The 22,614-nt window shown below is 30.1% G+C and carries 19 protein-coding genes and 1 rRNA gene; 5 read left to right on the top strand and 15 right to left on the bottom strand.

The window, feature by feature from the left end:
- The 3 genes from ACWOBP_RS05515 to hisS all read right to left on the bottom strand — a co-directional run.
- Positions 1-64: ribosomal RNA gene (locus ACWOBP_RS05515) — 16S ribosomal RNA — on the bottom strand; the annotation flags it as partial.
- Positions 65-599: 535 nt separating this feature from the next.
- Positions 600-2,372: an aspartate--tRNA ligase gene (gene aspS / locus ACWOBP_RS05520; protein WP_048803091.1), complete on the bottom strand. Its 1,773-nt coding sequence runs from the start codon at positions 2,370-2,372 to the stop codon at positions 600-602.
- Positions 2,372-3,652 (bottom strand): histidine--tRNA ligase, encoded by a 1,281-nt coding sequence (hisS, locus tag ACWOBP_RS05525; protein ID WP_455337840.1) that lies wholly within the window; start codon positions 3,650-3,652, stop codon positions 2,372-2,374. The genes aspS and hisS overlap by 1 nt, the downstream gene beginning before the upstream one ends.
- A 565-nt stretch (positions 3,653-4,217) precedes the next feature.
- Here hisS and ACWOBP_RS05530 point away from each other — a divergent pair.
- Positions 4,218-5,081: a hypothetical protein gene (locus ACWOBP_RS05530; RefSeq protein ID WP_455337841.1), complete on the top strand. Its 864-nt coding sequence runs from the start codon at positions 4,218-4,220 to the stop codon at positions 5,079-5,081.
- Between the two features lie 30 nt (positions 5,082-5,111).
- Here the strand turns inward: ACWOBP_RS05530 and ACWOBP_RS05535 are convergent, their stop codons facing one another.
- The 6 genes from ACWOBP_RS05535 to ACWOBP_RS05560 all read right to left on the bottom strand — a co-directional run bounded on the left by ACWOBP_RS05535 (position 5,112) and on the right by ACWOBP_RS05560 (position 10,712).
- Positions 5,112-5,495, bottom strand: coding sequence for a RidA family protein (locus ACWOBP_RS05535; RefSeq protein ID WP_003147859.1), 384 nt, complete (start codon positions 5,493-5,495; stop codon positions 5,112-5,114).
- Positions 5,496-5,822: 327 nt separating this feature from the next.
- Complete coding sequence (locus tag ACWOBP_RS05540) at positions 5,823-6,023, bottom strand: cold-shock protein (RefSeq protein ID WP_003144740.1); 201 nt, start codon at positions 6,021-6,023, stop codon at positions 5,823-5,825.
- A gap of 225 nt (positions 6,024-6,248) precedes the next feature.
- Positions 6,249-6,728, bottom strand: a complete 480-nt coding sequence (gene rpoE, locus ACWOBP_RS05545) for a DNA-directed RNA polymerase subunit delta (RefSeq protein WP_448913366.1) — start codon at positions 6,726-6,728, stop codon at positions 6,249-6,251.
- A 30-nt stretch (positions 6,729-6,758) separates the two neighbouring features.
- On the bottom strand, positions 6,759-8,393 hold the full coding sequence (gene argS / locus ACWOBP_RS05550; RefSeq protein WP_455337842.1) for an arginine--tRNA ligase: 1,635 nt from the start codon (positions 8,391-8,393) through the stop codon (positions 6,759-6,761).
- A 23-nt stretch (positions 8,394-8,416) separates the two neighbouring features.
- Positions 8,417-8,800 (bottom strand): hypothetical protein, encoded by a 384-nt coding sequence (locus tag ACWOBP_RS05555; protein ID WP_455337843.1) that lies wholly within the window; start codon positions 8,798-8,800, stop codon positions 8,417-8,419.
- Entirely contained in the window at positions 8,793-10,712 is a 1,920-nt protein-coding gene (locus tag ACWOBP_RS05560; RefSeq protein WP_455337844.1) for an ABC-F family ATP-binding cassette domain-containing protein, read from the bottom strand. Before ACWOBP_RS05560 ends, ACWOBP_RS05555 begins: the two co-directional genes overlap by 8 nt.
- 414 nt (positions 10,713-11,126) lie before the next feature.
- Here ACWOBP_RS05560 and ACWOBP_RS05565 point away from each other — a divergent pair, with 414 nt between their 5' ends.
- Complete coding sequence (locus ACWOBP_RS05565; RefSeq protein WP_455337845.1) at positions 11,127-11,807, top strand: YdjY domain-containing protein; 681 nt, start codon at positions 11,127-11,129, stop codon at positions 11,805-11,807.
- A 24-nt stretch (positions 11,808-11,831) separates the two neighbouring features.
- A complete protein-coding gene (locus ACWOBP_RS05570) occupies positions 11,832-13,019 on the top strand; it encodes a TVP38/TMEM64 family protein (RefSeq protein ID WP_455337846.1) in 1,188 nt (395 codons plus the stop codon).
- Positions 13,020-13,374: 355 nt separating this feature from the next.
- On the opposite strand, the gene ACWOBP_RS05575 is transcribed toward ACWOBP_RS05570, so the two are convergent.
- The gene (locus ACWOBP_RS05575) at positions 13,375-15,990 is read right to left on the bottom strand and encodes an FtsX-like permease family protein (protein WP_455337847.1); all 2,616 of its coding nucleotides are present in this window, start codon (positions 15,988-15,990) and stop codon (positions 13,375-13,377) included.
- A gap of 4 nt (positions 15,991-15,994) precedes the next feature.
- The gene (locus tag ACWOBP_RS05580) at positions 15,995-16,696 is read right to left on the bottom strand and encodes an ABC transporter ATP-binding protein (protein ID WP_455337848.1); all 702 of its coding nucleotides are present in this window, start codon (positions 16,694-16,696) and stop codon (positions 15,995-15,997) included.
- Positions 16,697-16,869: 173 nt separating this feature from the next.
- On the opposite strand from ACWOBP_RS05580, the gene ACWOBP_RS05585 reads away from it, so the two are divergent.
- Positions 16,870-17,229, top strand: a complete 360-nt coding sequence (locus ACWOBP_RS05585) for a Spx/MgsR family RNA polymerase-binding regulatory protein (RefSeq protein ID WP_455337849.1) — start codon at positions 16,870-16,872, stop codon at positions 17,227-17,229.
- 138 nt (positions 17,230-17,367) lie between these two features.
- Positions 17,368-17,712: a 50S ribosomal protein L19 gene (gene rplS, locus ACWOBP_RS05590; RefSeq protein WP_004263065.1), complete on the top strand. Its 345-nt coding sequence runs from the start codon at positions 17,368-17,370 to the stop codon at positions 17,710-17,712.
- A 203-nt stretch (positions 17,713-17,915) separates the two neighbouring features.
- On the opposite strand, the gene ACWOBP_RS05595 is transcribed toward rplS, so the two are convergent.
- From ACWOBP_RS05595 to ACWOBP_RS05610, 4 genes are all read right to left on the bottom strand, one after another.
- Positions 17,916-18,989 carry a PTS transporter subunit IIC gene (locus ACWOBP_RS05595; protein WP_455337850.1) on the bottom strand — a complete coding sequence of 358 codons (1,074 nt, stop codon included), beginning with the start codon at positions 18,987-18,989 and terminating at the stop codon, positions 17,916-17,918.
- 139 nt (positions 18,990-19,128) lie between these two features.
- Positions 19,129-20,403 (bottom strand): NAD(P)H-dependent oxidoreductase, encoded by a 1,275-nt coding sequence (locus ACWOBP_RS05600; protein ID WP_455337851.1) that lies wholly within the window; start codon positions 20,401-20,403, stop codon positions 19,129-19,131.
- 17 nt (positions 20,404-20,420) lie between these two features.
- Positions 20,421-21,134 (bottom strand): NADPH-dependent FMN reductase, encoded by a 714-nt coding sequence (locus ACWOBP_RS05605; protein ID WP_455337852.1) that lies wholly within the window; start codon positions 21,132-21,134, stop codon positions 20,421-20,423.
- A 57-nt stretch (positions 21,135-21,191) separates the two neighbouring features.
- Complete coding sequence (locus ACWOBP_RS05610; RefSeq protein WP_455337853.1) at positions 21,192-22,127, bottom strand: FAD:protein FMN transferase; 936 nt, start codon at positions 22,125-22,127, stop codon at positions 21,192-21,194.
- Positions 22,128-22,614: the final 487 nt, after the last annotated feature.

The raw sequence follows: 22,614 nt of genomic DNA on the forward strand, positions 1-22,614 counted from the left end.
CGACTTGCATGTATTAGGCACGCCGCCAGCGTTCGTCCTGAGCCAGGATCAAACTCTCCAAATAAATTTGTTAGCTTGATTAGCTCATTAAAAAGTTTTATAGTTTCTTTTTAAAACTGTCCTTTTTGGAATTAACGTTGACTTAATTCGTTTAGTTTTCAATGTTCAAATCGTTGCGATTAACAACTTTTATATTTTAACATTTTTAAATTTCTTTGTCAAGTCTTTTTCAAAACTTTTTTTAAAAAATGTTTTCCATCTTCTTTCAGAAGACTTTTACTATTTTATCATTTCTTCGAATGTTTGTCAAGAAGTTTTTTTATATTTTTTAAAACTTTTTAACCGTTTACTTCGTTGAAACAATCAACTTCGTCTTTCTTCAAGACTTTTATAAGTTTATCATTTCTTTTATATTTTGTCAAGAGCTTTTTTATAATTTCTTAACATTTAATATTTTGAAATATTTGATTGTTCGTCTTCTTCTTGAGAAGACTTTTACTATTCTATCATCTGTTTTAGATTATGTCAATACAATTTTTAAAAAAATCTGAGGAAAAGATAATTTTTTCCTCAGATATTCTTTATATTACTATGTTGATTTATTTTCTTAGTAGTGAAATATTTAATTCTAATAGTTGCTCCAAATCTACAGGAGACGGAGCTTGAGTCATTGGATCTGCCGCATTCGCAGTTTTAGGGAACGCAATTGTATCACGTAAGTTATCACGTCCAGCTAATAACATAACGAATCTATCTAATCCTAATGCACATCCTCCGTGAGGTGGTACACCATATTCAAATGCATCTAATAAGAATCCAAATTGCTCTTGTGCTTGTTCTTGTGTGAATCCTAGTGCTTTAAACATAGATGATTGAACTTCTTTATCGTAAATACGGATACTTCCTCCCCCTAACTCATATCCATTAAGTACTATATCATAAGCTTGTGCATATGCTTTTTCTGGTGCAGTTTCTAATAACTCTACATCTTCTACTTTTGGCATTGTGAATGGGTGGTGAGCTGCACTATAACGACCTTTCTCTTCATCATACTCTAATAAAGGCCAATTTACTACCCATAGATAGTTGTATTTATCTTTATCAATTAAGTCTAAATCAGCTGCTAATTTTTGACGTAATGCACCTAAAGATGCATAGCATACTTTCTTACTGTCTGCAGCAAATAGAATAATATCTCCAACTTCTGCATCTACACGAGCTACTAATTCTTGTGCTACTTCATCTGTAAAGAATTTAGCAATTGCTCCATTTAATCCTTCTTCTGTTACTTTAACCCATGCTAATCCTTTAGCTCCATAGTTTGCAACATATTTACCTAAAGCGTCAATATCTTTACGAGAATATTGCTCTGCACATCCTTTAGCTACGATACATTTTACTGCTCCACCTTGTTCTACTGCATTTGAGAACACTTTGAAGTCTAAGTTCTTAACAAGATCACTAACATCTTTTAATTCCATTCCGAAACGAGTATCTGGTTTATCACTACCAAATCTTTCCATCGCTTCTTCATAGTCAAGTCGTGGGAATGGTAATACTACATCGATACCTTTAACTTCTTTCATTACATGAGCAATTAAACCTTCTATCATAGTAAGAATTTCTTCTTGCGACATAAAGCTCATTTCCATATCGATTTGTGTAAAATCTGGTTGTCTGTCTGCACGTAAATCTTCGTCACGGAAACAACGAGCTACTTGATAGTATCTGTCAAATCCTGCAACCATTAATAATTGTTTAAATAATTGTGGTGATTGCGGTAATGCATAGAATTCACCAGGGTGAACCCTACTTGGTACTAAGTAGTCACGTGCTCCTTCTGGAGTAGACTTAGTTAAGATCGGTGTTTCAACATCAACAAACATGTTGTTGTCTAAATAATCTCTTGTTGCTTTAGTAATTTTTGAACGTAAATGTAATACTTCTGCAAGTTCTGTTCTTCTTAAGTCAAGGTAACGATATTTTAGACGTAGCTCTTCACTCGATAAACTTGCATCGTCTAATACGAATGGTAATGTTTTTGCTTTTGATAAAATTTCTAATTTATCAGCGATAACCTCTACTTTACCTGATGCAATTTTCTCGTTTACAGTAGATTCATTTCTTAACACTACTTCCCCTTCAATAGAAACTACGAATTCGTTTCTTAAAGTTCCAGCTAGTTCATGTAATTCTGCATTTTTTTCTCCTGAGAATACACATTGAACTACACCCATTCTATCTCTTACATCTATAAAGATTAAGTTACCAAGGTCACGACGTTTACTAACCCAACCTTTTAATGTTACTTTTTTTCCTACATATTTTTCATCTATACGACCAGCGTATTCCGTTCTTCCGTATGCGCTCATTATTTTTCTCCTCTCAATTTCTCTTGTAAATAATCAACAATGTTATCTAGGTTAATTGTTTCTTGTTCAAATGATTTCATATCTTTTACGACAAGTGTTCCATTTTCAAGTTCACTTTGTCCAATTATTATAGAATATTTTGCATTATATCTATCTGCAATCTTCATTTGAGCTTTCATTTTTTTATCGAAATAATCATTTTGTACGCTATATCCAGCTAATCTCAAATCATTAGTAAGTTTTACTCCAGCATTTGAAGCTTCTTCACCCATAGCAACTACAAACACATCGATTGTATCATCTATAGGTAATTCAATACTTTCACTTTCAAGTGCTAATAGTAATCTTTCAATACTTAAAGCAAAACCAATACCTTTTTTGTCTTCCGGTCCATCTAACAATTTAATTAAACCATTATAACGACCACCACCACAAAGTGTTTTTAATTCCACTTCAGGATTATCTATCATAATCTCAAATGCAGTATGAGTATAGTAATCTAATCCACGAACTAAATTATGATCGATTTCATATTTTACACCTAATGCATCTAAATGCTTAAGTACTTCAGCAAAATATTGTTTTGATTCTTCACCTAAGTAATCTAATAATTTTGGTGCTGATTTAATAAGTTCATGTCCTGCATCAACTTTACAATCTAAAATTCTCATAGGGTTTTTGTAAAGTCGATTATTACAATCTTCACAAAACTCATTTATTCTAGGTTCAAAATGTTTTACTAATGCTTCATTATAAGCTTGTCTTTCTTCAGGGTTACCTAAAGAGTTAATACTTACTTTGATATTTTCTATACCAAACATTCTGTAAATATTATACGCTAGGCTTATTACTTCTGCATCAATTTTTGGACTTTCTTCTCCAATAACCTCAACCCCATATTGAACGAATTGACGATAACGTCCTTTTTGTTTTCTTTCATATCTAAACATCGGACCAACATAGTATAGTTTTTGTGGTTGAATTGTTTTTGCGAATAATTTGTTTTCTATATATGAACGAACTGTTCCAGCTGTTCCCTCAGGTCTTAGCGTTAAAGATCTATTACCTTTATCTTGGAAAGTATACATCTCTTTTTGAACTATGTCAGTAGTATCTCCAACACCTCTACTGAATAATTCTGTTGATTCAAACATCGGTGTTCTAATTTCTTCATAACAAAAGTTCTTGCTAATTTCTCTTAGTTTCCCTTCAATATACTGCCATTTAATACTTTCTTCAGGTAGTATATCTTGAGTTCCTCTCGGCATACTAATTACCATTTCATTCTCCTTTCAATGATTTATCTACAAATCATACTTCAATATAAATTAAAATCGCCCCATATAGCCTATACTATATGGGACGATAACTAAATTCGTGGTGCCACCCTAATTCATATCGAAATATCGATACCTTATTTTTAAATTATTAAGTTTTACAAAAAGTGTTACTTATTTTAATCATTAATATTTAATCTTTCAGCCTAGGGATTAAATTCTCTTTAATTAAAACATAAAATAAAATTCTTTTTACTTTTTTTGTCACGTTTCTTTTAAATATATTATACCAAACTATTATTATTGTCAAGAAATTATTATATATTTCATCTTATTATTTTTAAAATCCATCCCAAACATTCTAGCCTGTATATAAGATTATTTTTCTACAAAATTCAACATTAATAGTCACTATTTTTTTCACTATACTGAATGTGCATCAATTAATTAAACAGCTAACTCACGTATTTAATTTAATTACTTATTATTTTATTCACTTGATTTTTCTTTCTTAACATTATACAATAAATTATAGTTAAAGACATTAAGGAAAGGAGTTTAGCCTTTTATGAAAAAATTAATTTCTGTTTTAATGCCTATATTAGCAATTTTTTTCTTAGTTGGTGGAACTTACTACTACCTAAATGCTGGAAATAAAAATTTTAGAGAAGAACACTCTAAATATATCTCATTAATTAACGATTCATATGATTTCAAAGCTGGATTAAACGGTCTTGAAATATTAACCACAGAAAAAGCTAAAGAAACACTACGAAATATAGATAACGAAGTTAATATTGCTAGTGAACTAGTAAAAATCGATAATGCACTTAATAACACAGACACAGAAACTGCTTATGAACATTTAAAACAAGCAAAAAAATTAGACACAAATCGTACTTTTTCAAAAGCAATTTCATATTTAGATACACAATTAGATAATTATGATAATGCTCTTACTGAGATTTTAGAATTAGATACAACTTCACCTAACTATGCTGATCAAGTTAAAACTATAATAGCTAAGTATGAATTTAAATACGATGCTTTAAAAGAAAAGCTATTGAATTCTGAAACTTCAGACCTTGAACAAGATCACAATACTAATATAACAAAAAAAGAAGAGACAAAAAAAGAAATAGCAATTAAAGAGGATTCAAAAAAAGACAATGTTTCCGCTAATAAAAACTCTAATATTGGTAAACATGGTTCTACAGATTCTAAAAAAGCTTCATCTATACCAAATACCCAAAATCATCCTCAAATTATTGGTCAACAAGTACCTGAAACATACAATACAATACGTTATACTCAAGAAGGCAGTACTAGTAGAAGCATTATCGAAAACGAATTAAAAGGTGATATTTCTAATTTTACAAATGAAGAAATAAACTCTGCAATTGCAAGCTATAACGCAAAAAATCAAGGATAGCGATGACTATCCTTGATTTTTTATATTTCATTATTTTTCTACCGCTATAACTTCAATCTCAATATTACCACCTAATGGCAGTGCTGCTACTTGGAAAGCAGATCTAGCAGGAAGTACATCATTGAATTGTTCAGCATATACTTTATTCACTTCAGCAAAATCAGCAATATCTTTTAATAATACTAATGATTTTACAACATGATTCATAGAACTCCCAGCTTCTTCTAAAACTGCTTCAATATTTTTAAACACTTGTTTCGCTTCTTCGATAACCCCACCTTCAACTATTTTTCCAGTTTCTGGGTTAATTCCTAATTGACCCGAGCAAAAAATTAGATTCCCTACTTTGTTTGCTTGTACATATGGTCCTACAGCTTTTGGTGCTTTTGGTGTATTTACTTCTGTAATTTTCATCTTATAAATCTCCTTTTTCTAGATAAAATACCACAATTTCAGTTCTAAAGAATGGAAGATATCTATACTCTTACCTCTAAAATTAGAGTTTGACAATCTTGAATTCATCATTTTTCTTTGTGTACACTCTCTATACTGATATTTTTTACTTTTAACATAATTATAATTTATATGTAATTATTTTTCAATAGAATTGCGTTCGTTTCCATTAGTGTGTTTCATTTATCATAATAAGTTTATTAAAACTACAAACCTAAGATATATATACTTATAAAAAAAGCTATAACTAGACATAAAAGTCTAATTATAGCCTTCTTACATTTCTAATTAAAGAACAACTACGTTAGCTGCTTGTGGTCCACGAGCTCCATCTTCAACTTCAAATTCAACTTTATCGCCTTCTTTTAAAGTTTTGAATCCGTCTTTTTTAATGCTTGAGAAGTGAACAAAAATATCCTTTTCACCTGCTACTTCGATAAATCCGAATCCTTTTTCCTCGTTAAACCATTTTACTGTACCTTGTTTCATAAGTTACAATCTCCTTTATATTTTTTATTATCAATAATCAATCGTATTCTTGCTGTTAAAGATAATAAATAAAATAAATGTGTATTGTGTTATTCACTTAAAAAACTTAGAACCTGTATTACAATTTTTACTATATGTTTTATTGACTTACCCTATTATACTTCATACAGAAAGTATATGCAACTAATAAGACTCACAAAATAAAAAAGCCTTACGGCCTTTTTATTAAAACTCTTCTTCTTCAGTTGAAATGTTGAATTTTGACACAATACCATCGTTATCAAAATCATAAACATCTTCACTTTCTTCCATATCCTCTTCTTCAATTAAAGCATCTACTTCGTCATGAATATCTTCTTGTTCTTCTTCTCCAAGTTCTTCAATATCATCTTCATCATCGATTTCAAATTTTTGAACACTTGGCTCAACGAAGTTTTTAATATCTTCTACGAATAAACTATCTCTTAATTTCCAACTTCCATCTTCAACGCATACAAAACGTCCATCTAAGTTTAAATCAGTGTAGAAATATGCGGCTTGTGCTGTAAATTCTTCTTCATCAACATTTCTTAATGGTTTAATATAATCTAGGAAATCATAAATATTTAATTTTTCAATTCCTTCTTCTACCATATATGCATAACATAAATCTATTAATGACATTTCCTTAATTTTTTCTGCGCTTAAATCTTTTAACTTTACCATTTATATTAGATTCCCTTCTTTTTTTATTTATTACATTTTTTCTGGAGCAGATACTCCAATTAAGTCTAAAGCGTTTCTTAAAGTTATCTTAACAGCAGTGATTAATGCTAGGTAACTTTGAGTTTGTTCTTTATTTTCAGTTATTACTTTGTTATTATTATAGAATTTGTGGAATGAACTTGCAAGACTTTGTAAATAATTACAAATTCTGTGTGGTTCATAATTTTTAGCTGCTTGTGCAACTATTTCTGGATAATATGCTAAGTTTTTCAGTAAATCTACTGAGTACTCATCTGTTAATAATTCATAATCACAGTTATTAACATCATATTCAACTTGTTCAGCTGCTTGACGTAAGATTGAGCAAATTCTAGCGTGAGCATATTGAACATAGTATAGTGGGTTATCACTTGATTGTTCTTTTGCCACTGCAAAATCAAAGTCTAAGTGACTATCTGCACTTCTCATTACTAAGAAGTAACGAGCAGCATCAGCTCCTACTTCATCTATTAAATCACGAAGTGTAATTGCTTTACCTGTTCTCTTACTCATTTTTACAACTTCACCATTATTAAGAAGTTGTACCATTTGCATAATTAGAACTTCTAATTGCTCTGCCTTATACCCCATAGCAACGATACTTGCTTTTAATCTTGCAATATATCCGTGGTGGTCTGCACCAAGTACATCTAGTAATAAATCGAATCCACGATCTAATTTATTTTTGTGATAAGCTATATCACTAGTTAAGTATGTTAGTGAACCATCTGCTTTAATTAATACACGGTCCTTATCATCGCCTGTACCTAAAGCTGTTGTTTCTAACCATAAAGCTCCATCTTTTTCATAAACAAACCCTTGTTCTCTTAAAGACTCTAAAGCTTTATCTACAAGACCATTTTCATATAATGACTTTTCACTAAAGAACACATCATATTCTAATCCAAAGTCACCTAAATCTTTTTTAATATTTTCCATTTCATACGCTACTGCATACTCACGAATAAACTCATTTAAGTCTTCTCTTTCTAATAATGATTCACCAAATTCATCTTTTAGTTTTTGACCTAGAACTTTAATATCTTCACCGTGGTATGCATCATCCGGCATTTCAGCATCCATACCTAGTGCCTGTTTATAACGAACGATTGCAGAAATTACAAGGTTATTAATTTGATTACCAGCATCATTGATATAGTATTCACGAGATAAATCGTATCCTGATTTTTTCATTATTCTTGCTAATGAATCAGAATATGCAGCATTTCTAGCATGCCCCACATGTAATGTTCCAGTTGGGTTAGCTGATACATACTCTAAAAGAACTTTTTTACCTTGCCCTATGTTGTTTTCACCGTATTTAAAATCATCTTCTAAGATTTTTCCAACAACACTTCCAAGACTTGATTTTTTAACGAAAAAGTTAATAAATCCTGGTCCAGCTATTTCAATTTTTTCTACCGCTTCATCTTCATCTATATTACTGATTATTTCCTCGGCAATAACTTTAGGGTTTTTACGTAAAACTCTCGTTAATTGCATCGCCACATTTGAAGAAAAATCTCCATTATCTGTGTTTTTCGGAGTTTCTACATGAATATCTACTCCATCAATTTCTAATTTGGCTAAAGAATTTTGTATTAATTCTACTATTTTATTTTTCACCAAAAATTCCTCCTAATTACCTACTATATATTTTTCACTAATATTTTCAATTTATTTTGCTGTTTATCATTACTTCCGAAATGTATATTGTACACTATTTCGTATAAAGTAAGGTTATTTTTTGTTTTTTTACTTATATTTACAAGCTGTGTTTCTAATTTCATCTGACCATATTGCGTACTGTAGTCATTACTTGTTTTCGTATATGCTAAGTACATTTTTGAATCGTCTTTTTCTATACTAACACTTTCTTTTATTTTGTCAATAAAAATCTCTATTTTTTTATTATTTTTATCACTATAGCTTATTTTTTCACTACTTGTTTGCTCTAAAAAACTTCCTAGATAAGATTCTTCATGTATTTTTTCAGAGTCAACATAAGTCGTTATTTTTACTTTACTATCCATTTATACTCTCTAATTCCTCTTCAATTTCTAACCAAGAATCATTTAACTCTTCTAATTCAGAAGAAAGTTGTTTTAACTGCTCATTAAATTCTTGAGTTTTTACCATATCAGTATAAACTTCCTCTTTGGCAAGTTCATTATTTACAACCTGTATTTCTTCTTCTAAAGTTTCAATTTTATTCATCAGCTCATCACGAGTTCTCTCTAATTTTCGAACACGTCTTTTCGCTTCTTTATCTAGTATATAGTTATTCGCTTCTTTCTCAACAACTACTTCTTCATTTTGTTTAGTTAGTTGTTGAGCTATTCTCTCTTGTTCTCTTTTTTCCAAATAGTAATCATAATTTCCTAAGTACATATTATGACCATTATCAGTAATATCTAGTACTTTATTAGCTATCTTATTAATGAAGTACCTATCGTGACTGACAAAAAGAATAGTCCCTTCGTAATTTTTTAATGCTTCTTCTAATACTTGCTTACTAGTAATATCAAGGTGGTTAGTCGGCTCATCTAATATAAGAAGATTGTTTTTCTCTAACATCAATTTAGCAAGTTGCAGTCTCGCTTTTTCTCCACCAGAAAGATCTCTTACTATCTTAAGAACATCATCACCTCTAAATAAGAATCTACCAAGCACCGTTCTTACTTCCGCTTCTTTCATTAAAGGATATTCATGCCACAATTCATTTAATATTGTTTTTGAAGATTCAAACTCTGCTTGTTTTTGGTCGTAGTAGCCTAATGACACTTTACTTCCATATTGTACAGAACCCGCGATTTCTTTTTGTCTCTTCGCTATAGTTTTTATTAAAGTAGATTTTCCTATACCATTTCTTCCTACAACCGCTATCCTATCACCTTTATATACAGAAAGATTATAACTTTGACCGACTCTAGTTCCATTATAACCTACTTGTAAATCACTAATCGTTAGAACATCTCGACCGCTTTGCTCCTTAATTAGAAACTCTATACCTGCTGCCTTATCATCTTTTTTAGGATTATCAATAAGTTCCATCTTATCTAATACTTTTTGACGACTTTTAGCCATTTTACTAGTAGATGCTCTAGCTATATTTTTCTGAACAAACTCTTCTAATTTTTTTATATCCTTCTGCTGACTCGTATACTCTTTTAGTTGTTTTTCATAGTCTTCTTCATATTGTACTAAGAATTTCGAATAGTTACCTACATACTTCTTAAGTTTACCAAATTCTAAGTTATATACAACATTTACAACTTTATCTAAAAAATATCTATCGTGACTGACAATAACAATTGCTCCATTATATGATGAAAGATAATTTTCTAACCATGCTACATTTTCCATATCAAGGTGGTTGGTCGGTTCATCTAAAACTAATAAATCTGGCTCACTTAATAATAGTTTAGCCATTGATAACCTTGTTTTCTCTCCACCAGAGAAAGTACTAATTTTCTTATCAAAAACATCTTTTGTAAAATCTAATCCGTATAATACACTCTCTATCTTACTTTTATAATGATAATCCTTATGTGTTAGCACTTCATTTTGTAATCTATCGAATTTATTAAGTAGCGTTGGATCATTTTCTATATTTTCTGGAGTCAATTCAAATGAAAGTTTTTCTAATTCTGCTTCTAATGTAATAATTTCATCAAAACATGTAATCATCTCTTCATAAATTGACAAATCTTCTCTTACGATAAATTCTTGAGATAAATATCCAACAGTTGTATTCTTAGAAATAGTTCTCTCCCCACTATCGAAACTAATAGCACCTGATATAATTTTTAATAACGTACTCTTCCCCGCTCCATTTCTTCCTACAATGGCAACACGATCTTTATCATTAATTTCTAATTTCACATTTGAAAAAATTTCATTAACAACGAAATTCTTTGTTACATTATTTAATTGAATTAACATTATTTTCTCCTTTCTCTGATTTTTTACTTTTTTTCATAAAATCCTTATATTTTTCATTTATAACTGAACTATTATACCATATTTCCGATTATTTAGCTAATAATTGTTACATCTATATTATCCCAAATATGCTACACAGAATAGTTGATAATATATATCAATTATTCATTTTTATTATTTTATATCCTAGAGTATAAAATTTATAATAAATTATTTATTCAATACAGTTACATACTTATTATTCCTATCAATATATTACATTTAAAGTAAAATAATATTTTTTTATAATTAAATTAAATTTCTAGTATTTTGTCTACTAAATTTATAATATTTATTACAGATTATTGTTACAGCATTATATAAATGTTATAATACAAATATATGATAAATTAAAACTATAAGGGGGATTCTTTCATGAAACCAAAAAAAATATTATCGGTCCTTATGGCTGCTGGATTAACTTTTACAGCTGTTGGTTGTAGTAGTTCATCTAATTCAACATCGCAAAACTCTAACCAACCTGCAGATTATGTAGCAGGTGTATCATTAGATAAACCAATAAAAGTAGATAAAGAAGCGGGCACTATAACAGTACTTACAAAAATCAATGGAAAGTACTTTGATGAAGCTACAAGACACAATTCAGTAGAACAAAGCGGTACAAACGGTGCTAAATCTATATTTACAGCATTCGCTAAACCTGAAGAATTCTACAACGCCCTAATCGAGATTGGTGCTAAACCTGGAAACAATATGACTGCAAATAATGCAACTACTACGCATGTAGAAGGAACACCAATTAAAGCTGAAATTACTTGGAATGGTGCTGACAAAAAATATGACATCAACGAAGTAGTAAAAGACAGTAATGGGAAACAAATTGATTTTCGCTTCGGTGGTAACTTGAAAAACGCTCTTGATAAAAATACAGGATGCTTATCTTGTTTAGACAGTTGTCCTGTTGGTATTATATCAAATACTACCTACACTTATGGAGCTGTTGAAACTCGTAAAGAAGTGAAATTTTCAGGTAATGAAGATGTTCTTCCAGAAGATGGAACATATGCGGCTGTTATCTACAGCATTAAGAAATAATAACTAACTTCAAGGAGAGAGTTAATGAAACGATTAAGACTTTTATTTTATTTTACTAGTGTTGGTATAGCAGTCGGTTACTTCTTCGCATTTTTACTATTTTTCTTTACAAAGTTTGAAATGCTTGCTGATCAAAGTCTTGTAGTTTTTGTTTGGACTGTATATGGTATAATGACGGGGATATATTTCAAACGTATTAATCGCAAGTATACATTCTTTATTATTGAAGCAATAATACTTTTAATGGCTATTTTTTCAGGGAAAACAAAAACATTACTGTATATAGCTCGTGAAATATTACACGCTGGTTCACTTACTCAAATCAAGACTCCATTTATTATCGCTGTGATAGTTATTAACTTAATAAACCTTTATATTATTTTAACACTTTCTAAATATCAAACAGTTTATACTAAAGATGAACTTAAAGTATTAAAAGAAAAAGAAGTAAAACTTAGCGATTTAAGAGAAGTTGATCCTGGAGAAGAGAAAAAATTAAAAGCACAGCGTAAAAAAGTAAGATATATTACACTTGCTTGCTTTGCAATTTTCTTCGCAATTTACTTCACAGTACCTAGTTTTAAAACTGGTATTAATACAGCATTCGCAACTTTATCTCAATTTGATACAAATGCAGTAATCGAATATCTACGCGGATGGGGAGCCTGGGCTGCGGTTGTTTCTGGAGTACTAATGGTACTTCAATCAATCGCTGCACCAATTCCAGCATTCTTAATCACGCTATCTAATGCTGCTATCTTTGGATGGGTACTAGGAGCTGTATTATCTTGGTCAACTGCGATGATAGGGGCTGCATTATGTTTCTATATTGCTCGCGGATTAGGGCGAGATGTCGTAGAAAAACTTACGAGTAAAGGTGCAATGGCAAGTATTGACGTATTCTTCGAACGCTACGGAGACAAAGCTATTCTTATTTGTCGATTATTACCATTCGTATCTTTCGACTTCGTTAGTTACGCTGCTGGCCTTACTAATATGAGTTTCTGGCGATTCTTTATTGCTACAGGAATTGGGCAACTACCAGCAACAATAGTTTACTCATACGTTGGTGGTACACTTTCTGGTGGAGCAAGAAATCTGTTCATCGGATTAATGTGTTTATTCGCACTATCAATCGTCATTGGTATTATGAAAAAAATCTACAACGATAAACACAAAAAAGAAGAAGAGCTTAGCGCCTCTTCTAACTAAGACATAAAAACAACTAGAAATGATATTTTCCATCTCTAGTTGTTTTTTTCTATGTCGTTAAGCTGTAATTCCCACTTGGTTAAAATATTTCATAAATAGGAATTTTTCAACACCAATTTCTACATTTTCTCCTATATTTAATCTATAGTCAATATAAACATCTATTCCATCAACTACATATTTCGAATATAATTCTTTATCGAATTTGCTTGCTATCGAAACCCCGATAACTTTATTTACTCTTCCCCCTCAACAAGCTTGTTGAAATAATGATACTAATATATAGTTTTTATTTTTATCTTTTAATAATTGTTTTGCTTCGTCATTTATTATAATTGCCATTTTTTCTCCTATTCTACTCTATTGCCTTAAGAGCTTCTACCATGTTTACTTTTTTTAGTTTTTTATGCATTACTATCATTACGATTATAGTAATCAATATTGTTATACCTGATGCTAATAAGTATACTACTAAAGGTACTTTACTACTAAACATCATACCTCTACCCGCAAGTTCTAGTATTATTTTCAAGTACATTTTGTAACCTAGATAATTACCTAAAATAATACCTACCCCACTCAAGTAGAAAATCTCTCTAAATACATAAATAGTTACTTCACTTGGATAAAAACCAAGAACTTTTATCGTTGATAATTCTCTAATACGCTCAGATACATTAACATTTATTAAATTATATAATACTACAAGTGCTAAGGTAACTGAACAAATCACCATAACTGCCACTATAATATCTATTCCTTTAATAAAATTATCAAGTATCTCTTGTATTTTAGAATTATCACTTATATTTACTATATCACTATTATCATTTAAATTATTTACTACACTTTCAACAGTTTTCTTACCACCTGTAGTTTGTATTAAGAATGTATTGTCCTTATACTGTTTTTTAAATACTGATTCATAATATTCTTTATTAATATATATTGTATGTCCAAAGTAATTTTTATTAATTTCACCAACGGTAAGTGTGTATTCTTTATTGTTTACAATTATATTAAAACTATCTCCAATATTCAATTTGTGTAAATATGCAATTTTTTCACTTACTACAGCTCTATCCTTAGGAATATTAATTTCGTTTTCACTGCTATCTTTTAAATTAATATACTCCTTATATTCATTTTTGTCAACTGTTATCAACTGTGCAGAATCAACAATTTCATTATTATTTTCAAAAGTAGCAAGTTGCATATTTACTTTGGTGCTAGCTTTAACATCCTTATTATTATCAATATTTTTTTGAAGTTTTTCTACACTTTCATTATCTATATAAGAATTATAAGTAGCTGCGATATCTACCTTATTAATTACTTTGAATTGTTCATTAGAAATATTTATTACTCCATAACGAATACCAAAACCTATAAACATAAGAGTTAGACATCCTGCGACTCCAAAAATTGTCATTAACATTCTAATTTTATAGCGGAAAATATTTCTAAAGGTTACCTTCCTTAAAAAGCTAAGTCTTGACCAAATAAATGATATTTTTTCTAAAAATATTCTACTTCCTCCACTCGGAGCCTTAGGACGCAACAAGTACGCACTCTTTTCTCTTAAATTTTTTCTAAGTGGTATATAAATCGCTAAACTTATACATCCTAATGAAATAACAAAAGCTGCGATAAGTATACTTGGAGTGTATACAATCTCCGGTGTGTTAAAAGTAAAGAACCTTGCATAAGAATTATATATTATCGGCACAATCACCAAATATGCTCCAATAATCCCTAATATCGTACCTATCAAGGTAGATAATCCACCATATACAAAATATTTTTTAGAAATTTGATAATTACTGTATCCTAGTGATTTAAGAGTACCGATATTTATCCTATTTTCATCTATCATTCTAGTTAATGTTGTTAGTGAAACTAAAATCGATACAACGAATAAGAATATTGAAAAAACATTAGCTACAAAGGTTAAACTACTCGCAGAATCTATAAATTGAGCATAATTTTTTAAACCTCTAATATTTTCTACAGAGAATCTAGGATAACTTTCTTCTGAAAGACTAGCTTTCCCAATATTTAGTTGCTTTTTATTATCATCAATCTCTTTTTGAGCTTTATTCAATTTTTCTACTTGTTCACTATAACTCTTGCTATCAATATTTTTTAATAATTCAAGTTTTTCTTTAACACTATTAAGTTGTTCTTGTGCTTGATTTATTACTTTTTCATTTTCGTTTAATTTCTTATTATTTTTATCTAAATAATTTTTTTCATCAATTTTCTGCTGAGTTTTTAATTTTTCTATCAAGGTATCTCGAGTCTTATTAACTTCAGTAATATAGTCTTTATCACTATATTTGTAGTTAATATCTTTAAGTTTTATATTAACTCCACTTACATTTTCAAATTTGAAAACATCTCTTTTTACATACCCAAAATAATCCTTATTAGCTAAATTATTATTAGAAACCTCTATATGATCTGCTCCTTGAACAAAACCAACTACCTTAAATTTATACTGTTTTAAAATATTACTTTCGCTCTTATCTGAAATAAAAGAGATCTTATCCCCAATTTTATACCTACTTTGCAGTGATTCAACTAAAGCTATTTCTTCATCATTTGTAGGTAGAGCCCCTTCTGTTACCTTGGATAAAACTAATTTTTGAGGTAAAGATTCAATATTTACAAAGTCATTACTATTAGTTACCTGTAGTTTTTTTATGAAATAACTCTCACTTAAATCAATATTATCCAGAGCATTTATGATTTTCATATCTTCTTCATTGATTCCAAAATTATGACTTACTCGTAAATCATACATCTTATGATGTTCTATGTACTTATTATAAGTATTCATCATCGCTGGCGATGTTTCTTTTAAACCTACAAAGATAAAAACTCCCAGAAACATTATTATCATTATCGATATAAACTTCGATTTTGTTTTTGAGATTTCTCGTAATATATCTCTATTTATTACTTTCATAACACTACCACTCTATTTCATCAATACTTTTAGGATTAGTATTCTGTATTACTTTCTTCACCTTAGCATCATATATTTCTATTACCTTATCTGCAGCTTCAGCTATAGAGCTATTATGAGTTATAATAACTACCGTTTTTTTCTCATCAATACTATAGTCTTTCAATATCTTTAAAATATTTTTCCCCGTTTTATAATCTAATGCTCCCGTTGGTTCATCACAAAGTAATAGTTTTGGATTTTTAGCGATTGCTCTTGCTATAGCAACACGCTGTTGTTCTCCACCAGAGATTTGCGAAGGGAAATTATCCATCCTATGTTCTAATCCTACTAACTTTAAAATATCTGTTGCTTTTTTAGGTCGTTTCACTATTTGTCCAGCTAATTCTACATTTTCCAAAACTGTTAGGTTTGGTATTAAATTATAGAATTGAAATACAAATCCTATATCTTCTCTTCTATATTTTGTAAGTTCGTCTTCATTTAAACCAACAATTTCTTTTCCAAATACATTAATAAATCCCTCACTAGCATTGTCCATTCCACCTATAATATTCAACAATGTACTTTTTCCAGCCCCACTAGGACCTAAAATCACAACGAATTCCCCTTCATCAATATCAAAACTAATAGCATCATTTGCCATAACTTTATTATTATTTTCACCATATATTTTAGAAACATCTTTTACAATTATCTTTTGCATAGCATTTCTCCTTTATTCCTATAATATAATTATATCACATATTATTTGTTCAATTAATCTAAATGCTTTTCATATACACTAAATCCTAAACAGATTTCTTTACACTAATAAAAATAAATATTATAATATCAATTAATTATTTAGAATTCATAAAAAATTATTGAGGAGATTATATGCTAACTATTTACGAATATCCAACATGCTCGACATGTAGAAAAGCAAAAAAACTTTTAACAGAAAACAATATTGAAGCAACATATTTCAATGTTAAAGAAAAGACACCAACAGTAGCAGAATTTAAAAAAATTATTAAAACATTCGAGCTACCATTAAAAAAATTATTCAACACTAGCGGCCTAGTTTATAAAGAACTTGGATTAAAAGATAAGTTAGAGACTTTATCTCTTGATGAAGCTTTAACATTACTTCATGAAAATGGTATGTTAATTAAGCGTCCCTTAGCATTTGATTTTAAAAACGATATCCTACTTCTTGGTTTTAAAGAAGAAACTTGGGAAAAAGCTCTTTTATAATAAATTTTATTAAATTTTCTATTGATATTTAATTGAAATAATGTTATAATAGTCAAGATGTGAAAACATTAAATTACGATGTTCCTCTGTTAATCAAGCATTAGTAATGAACATTTTGTAAAAAAAGGAGAAAGAATAATGAGCAAAATCATTGAAGCGATCACTAAATCGCAATTAAGATCAGATATTCCTGAATTTAAAGCTGGGGATACAGTAAGAGTACACGTTCGTATCGTTGAAGGTGGACGTGAACGTATCCAACAATTTGAAGGAGTAGTTATCAAACGTCGTGGTGGAGGAATCTCTGCTACTTATACTGTACGTAAAATTTCAAACGGTGTTGGTGTTGAAAGAACATTCCCTGTTCACACTCCAAAAGTTGAAAAAATTGAAGTTGTACGTAAAGGTAAAGTTAGACGTGCTAAATTATACTACCTACGTAACTTACGTGGTAAAGCTGCTCGTATTAAAGAAGTACGTTAATAAGAAGAAGCTTAAAAGCCCTATTACATCAGTAACGGGGCTTCTTTTTTTTTATTTTCAATGCCATTTTAATGCCATATACATAGGAGTGCCTTAACAAAATCTACAAAATCTTGTTTCTCCGAAATCACGATTTTCTACTCACTCCCTATAAACGTAAAAAAAGAACTAACTATATTTTTCTATAGCTAGTTCTTAAATTTTTATAAATCTAATTTATAATCTTCTGCTTTTACAAAACCTTTTTTCTCCATATAGTAATATACCCCATATGAAATAATCGCAGGTAATATAAAATGTAGTAACAATATTTCAATTAACAATACTGAATGAGCTGTATAAGAAGACATTGTTTGCCATGTCATAAGTTGTCCTACTAATCCTGATGTTCCCATTCCTCCACCAGCTGGATTATTTTCCATTCTACAAACAATTGTAGCAATAGGTCCTAAAACAGCACTTGCTACTATTGGTGGAATCCAAATCACTGGTTTTCTCATAATATTAGGTACTTGCAACATAGACGTTCCCAATCCCTGTGCAAATAGGCCATTCCAACGATTAGCTTTAAAACTTATTACTGCAAATCCTATCATTTGAGCTGCACATCCTACAGTAGATGCTCCTGCCGCTATCCCAGATAATCCCAAGATAATAGATAATGCAGCAGAACTTATCGGTAACGTTAGAATTATTCCCATAACTACAGAAACAACTATTCCCATAATGAATGGTTGAAGTTCAGTAGCTTCTCTTATAAAGGTACCTAAAATTTTCATACCTTTTATTAGATATGGTCCAGTAAAGTACGATACAATCGCTCCAATTACTATAGTAATAAATGGGGTTACAATAATATCTATTTTCGTTTTACCTGACACTAGCCTTCCTATTTCTGCTGCAATAACAACAGAAATGAACGCTCCTAATGGATCACCAGAACCACTAATAACTAATTTACCTTGTTCTAATAAATGATTAGTTCCAAGATTCGAACCAAATGCTCCTAGAAACCCAACAACACCTGACGCTAAAATTACCAACTTAGGAGCTTTTAGCGCGTGAGCAACACCTATACCAATAACAGGACCTGTTAAAGCCATTGAAATTGTAGCTACAACAATAAAAAAATTTGATAGAGGACCACTTAAATTAATCGCAATTTGCTTAATAATTAACCCTATAATCAATGTACAAAACAAACCTAAAGCCATTCCATTTAACGCAACTATAAAGTATCTATGGAATAACTTTGATAATAAGTTATTTTTATTCATATAATACTCTCCATATTTAGCAAAGATTTTTTTGCACTAACTTGTGCTTAATTAATATTATAACTCATTCTTCCTTATTTTTCTCTAAAAATACTTCCTAAAAAAGAAAAAAGGTTTAAGTAATTTTTACCTAAACCTTTTAATATTTTCTACTATTATGCTGAAGCTCCGCTTGTTGCGTCTGCTGCTGGTGCTGGCGCTGCTGGTGCTGCTCCACCATGTGACCTGCATCAGAAGCTCCACTTGTTGCATCTGCCGCTGCAGGAGCTGGTGCTGCTGCATATCCGTGACCTACAGGTACTCCATTTTTAACTAATGATTGACCTGTTTGTTTTAAGTACCAGTCTACAATTGGTTTGAAGTCTAAGATATACTCGTTGATACCTGCATATTTACCATTTTTGTCGTACATAGCTTGGTAGTTGTGCACAACATATTTATCTGGTCCGTGAGTTGGAACGTGTGTACGGAATACATCGATTTGTCCTGAACGTAGTAATCCTACTAACCAGTTTACACTACCATAAACTCTTTCAGGGTGAACTTTTGCTAATGAGCATCCAACTTGACCTGGACGACGTTTTGCAAGCATTTCATAATCTTCTTTGTTGTAGTTATAGTAGATGAATTGGTTATTGCTATCTGCATAAGTTAATTCCATTGGCATAGAGTTTAAGAAATAGTTAAGTTGGTCTACTGTTAAAATACCACGGTCAAGTTTAACATATGTATCTCCAGATACAGCATTAACTTTCTCAGCTGCTAATTCAACCCAGTTATCATCATCCATATCAACACCTTCAATTGTTGTATCACATTTTCCACTAGCTGTTAAGTCTTCTTTTGGTGTTGGTTTTCTTTCTGCTAATGATTGAGCTACTGTAGCAAATTTAACGAATTTAGTTAAACACATACGTAAGTATCCTACTGTACGATCATCAACTAAGTTACCTTCAGCATCGAAAGCTTCTTTAGCTTTACCTAAAAGGAACTCGTGACCAGGGAATACAATTGCGTTTACACCTGGAGCATCTAAGATTTGACGTAAGTGTAATTGAGCACGAGATGATCCTTGATCATAGTATGAAGCTCCAAGTACCATTACAGGTTTGTTTTCAAGTGGGTGTAATTCGAATGATAACCACTCTAAAGCACTCTTAAGTGATGCAGTAATTGTGTGGTTGTGCTCAGGCGTAGCGATAATAACACCATCAGCTTGTAAAATTTTACGATTCATTACTAATAAATCTTTGTTTTCTCTTGAATGATCTTCATCTTGGTTAAACATTGGTAAGTTAGTAATGTCTAATAATTCTAAAGTGAATAAATCTTTATATTCTTTTGCTATAAATTCCATTAATTTGCGGTTATAAGAGATTTCCGCATTTGAACCTACGATTCCTACTAATTTCATGTGTCTACACTCCTATCCTATTTTAAATCTTCCCAAGAGAAGTTTTCAATTTCTTTTTCAGCTAATTTATGTGCATTAATTAATTTTTCAGTAATTTTAATAAATAATAAGAAATCAGCAAATAAACTATCTAATTTAGCTACAGTTTCTGGGTTAGAGATATCTCCAGCTTCATCAAAAGCTTGTAAAGAATGTCCTAATAAGAATTCAGAACTTGGCATTACACGTGCTTTAACTTCTGGTGAGTCTAAAATTTGACGAAGGTGAGCTTGAGCACGTGATGATCCTAAAGTTCCGTATGAAGCTCCTGTTAACATTACTGGTTTGTCAAGTAATGGGTGAATTCCATAAGATAACCAAGCGATTGCACTCATTAGTGATGCAGGTACTGCGTGGTCATACTCAGGTGAACTGATGATAACTCCGTCTGCCGCTTCAATTTTAGCTGCAATTTCTTTAACTCCTTCAGGTACTTCTTTATTCGCTGGTTTGTTGAATAAAGGAAGATCTTTAATTTCAACTAATTCGATGTCAGCTTTACCTGCAAAATGTTTTTTAATATATTGTAAAAGTTGGCGGTTTGTAGATTTTTTAGAGTTTGTTCCAACTAGACCAATTAATTTTACCATGTTTTTATTTCCTCTCTCTTTTTTTGTACTATCTACTTTATTTGTATCTAGATTTTCTTGTCTTGTTTTTTTAACATTTTTTTTATTTTTTACTTCAGCCACTTTAATAGAGCCTCCTTAAATTAATAGTATTTTCAGTATTCTTCAAGATATTATTAGCTAACATATTATTTTATCTAGCACTCCGCTTGTATAATAGATTTTACCTTCAATTGTTACAACAACACCTTCTATATCAGGTAAACTTTCTATTTCATCCATAATATCTTTGACATTTTTTCCAAATAACCTTGTAGTCCAAATTTCCCCATCCACTGAGGCTGTTGAAATTATAGATAGACCAGCTACATTGGTTTCGACAGGGTAACCTGTTTCAGGATTTAATATATGATGATAAGTTTTTCCATTTTCTGTGTGTTTACGTTCATAAATCCCAGAAGTAACAACAGATTGATTTTTTATACCTATAGTAAATAGATGATTCCCTCGAGATTCAACTGGATTTTGGATACCTATGCGCCACATTAAATCTGGATTATGTTTAGCATCACCAAACGTTAATACGTTACCACCTAGATTAATTAATCCCGCGTCTACACCTCTTTTTTTCAAATATTCAATCATCAAATCAGCAATATATCCTTTTGCTACAGCTCCTAAATTAATAGCCATGCCTTTTTTAGCAAGATAGACAGATTGTTCTTCTTCGTTAAGAATTATTTTATTGGGATCCGTTATTTCTAATAGACTATCAATTTCTTGTTTTGTTGGAACTTTTACATCGTTAAATCCAATTCTCCATGTTTGCACAATCGGTCCAATAGCTATATTTAAAAAACTATTAGACGCACAACTATGAACTTTCCCTATCTTTATTAAATCAAATAAATCTGGATGGACTTTGACAGCTTTAATACCTGCATTATGATTTACTACCATAAGTTCAGAACTATCATCGTTTGCACTAAATCTATGCTCATACATCTTTAGCATTTCCACAGCATCATCTAAAATATTTTCAGCATCAATGCTATCAAAAATAAGAATATCTATATGAGAACCCATTAATTTTAAGGTTTTTCTTCTTAAATTCATTTTTTTACACCTTACAATAAAAAATTTATTTGCTTAAGATAACTAAATATGTTGTATACATCTACAAGAAACCTGTTATTAAAAGACAAAGTAATAATAGATAATTAATACTTTAATTACATTATATAACAGAATTATCATCAAATCAATAAAATATTTTACATATAAAGAAGTTAATTAAAATCTTTTTCATTAAAAATCACAATAAAAAAAAATCATTTTTTTTTAATTATATAGTTAAAAATAAATAAATGCCTAATAAAACTGTTTATTAATTCATTAAAATAACTGATTTATCAATAATTAAAACAAGTATTAGTTTTTTGAAATTTCTTAAAATATACTTATCTATAAATTATAAAAATACAAATATTAACTATTTAAAAAAATAATTGCAATTGATTTTTTCTGATTTTCATTGATTTTCAATATTATTTAGAATTTTATAACACTATCAAAATGTTTCGTTACAACAAAATAAAACTAT

This window comes from Gemella parahaemolysans, from assembly GCF_053758945.1.

Bases quoted from the DNA above. Each gene is read 5' to 3' on its own strand.
- ACWOBP_RS05585 (WP_455337849.1), top strand. From the start codon at position 16,870: ATGCTAACTATTTACGAATATCCAACATGCTCGACATGTAGAAAAGCA.
- ACWOBP_RS05600 (WP_455337851.1), bottom strand. From the start codon at position 20,403: ATGAAATTAGTAGGAATCGTAGGTTCAAATGCGGAAATCTCTTATAAC.
- ACWOBP_RS05560 (WP_455337844.1), bottom strand. From the start codon at position 10,712: ATGTTAATTCAATTAAATAATGTAACAAAGAATTTCGTTGTTAATGAA.
- ACWOBP_RS05555 (WP_455337843.1), bottom strand. From the start codon at position 8,800: ATGGATAGTAAAGTAAAAATAACGACTTATGTTGACTCTGAAAAAATA.
- ACWOBP_RS05565 (WP_455337845.1), top strand. From the start codon at position 11,127: ATGAAACCAAAAAAAATATTATCGGTCCTTATGGCTGCTGGATTAACT.
- ACWOBP_RS05535 (WP_003147859.1), bottom strand. From the start codon at position 5,495: ATGAAAATTACAGAAGTAAATACACCAAAAGCACCAAAAGCTGTAGGA.
- rplS (WP_004263065.1), top strand. From the start codon at position 17,368: ATGAGCAAAATCATTGAAGCGATCACTAAATCGCAATTAAGATCAGAT.
- ACWOBP_RS05540 (WP_003144740.1), bottom strand. From the start codon at position 6,023: ATGAAACAAGGTACAGTAAAATGGTTTAACGAGGAAAAAGGATTCGGA.
- hisS (WP_455337840.1), bottom strand. From the start codon at position 3,652: ATGGTAATTAGTATGCCGAGAGGAACTCAAGATATACTACCTGAAGAA.
- ACWOBP_RS05610 (WP_455337853.1), bottom strand. From the start codon at position 22,127: ATGAATTTAAGAAGAAAAACCTTAAAATTAATGGGTTCTCATATAGAT.
- ACWOBP_RS05580 (WP_455337848.1), bottom strand. From the start codon at position 16,696: ATGCAAAAGATAATTGTAAAAGATGTTTCTAAAATATATGGTGAAAAT.
- ACWOBP_RS05570 (WP_455337846.1), top strand. From the start codon at position 11,832: ATGAAACGATTAAGACTTTTATTTTATTTTACTAGTGTTGGTATAGCA.
- ACWOBP_RS05595 (WP_455337850.1), bottom strand. From the start codon at position 18,989: ATGAATAAAAATAACTTATTATCAAAGTTATTCCATAGATACTTTATA.
- ACWOBP_RS05575 (WP_455337847.1), bottom strand. From the start codon at position 15,990: ATGAAAGTAATAAATAGAGATATATTACGAGAAATCTCAAAAACAAAA.
- rpoE (WP_448913366.1), bottom strand. From the start codon at position 6,728: ATGGTAAAGTTAAAAGATTTAAGCGCAGAAAAAATTAAGGAAATGTCA.
- ACWOBP_RS05530 (WP_455337841.1), top strand. From the start codon at position 4,218: ATGAAAAAATTAATTTCTGTTTTAATGCCTATATTAGCAATTTTTTTC.
- aspS (WP_048803091.1), bottom strand. From the start codon at position 2,372: ATGAGCGCATACGGAAGAACGGAATACGCTGGTCGTATAGATGAAAAA.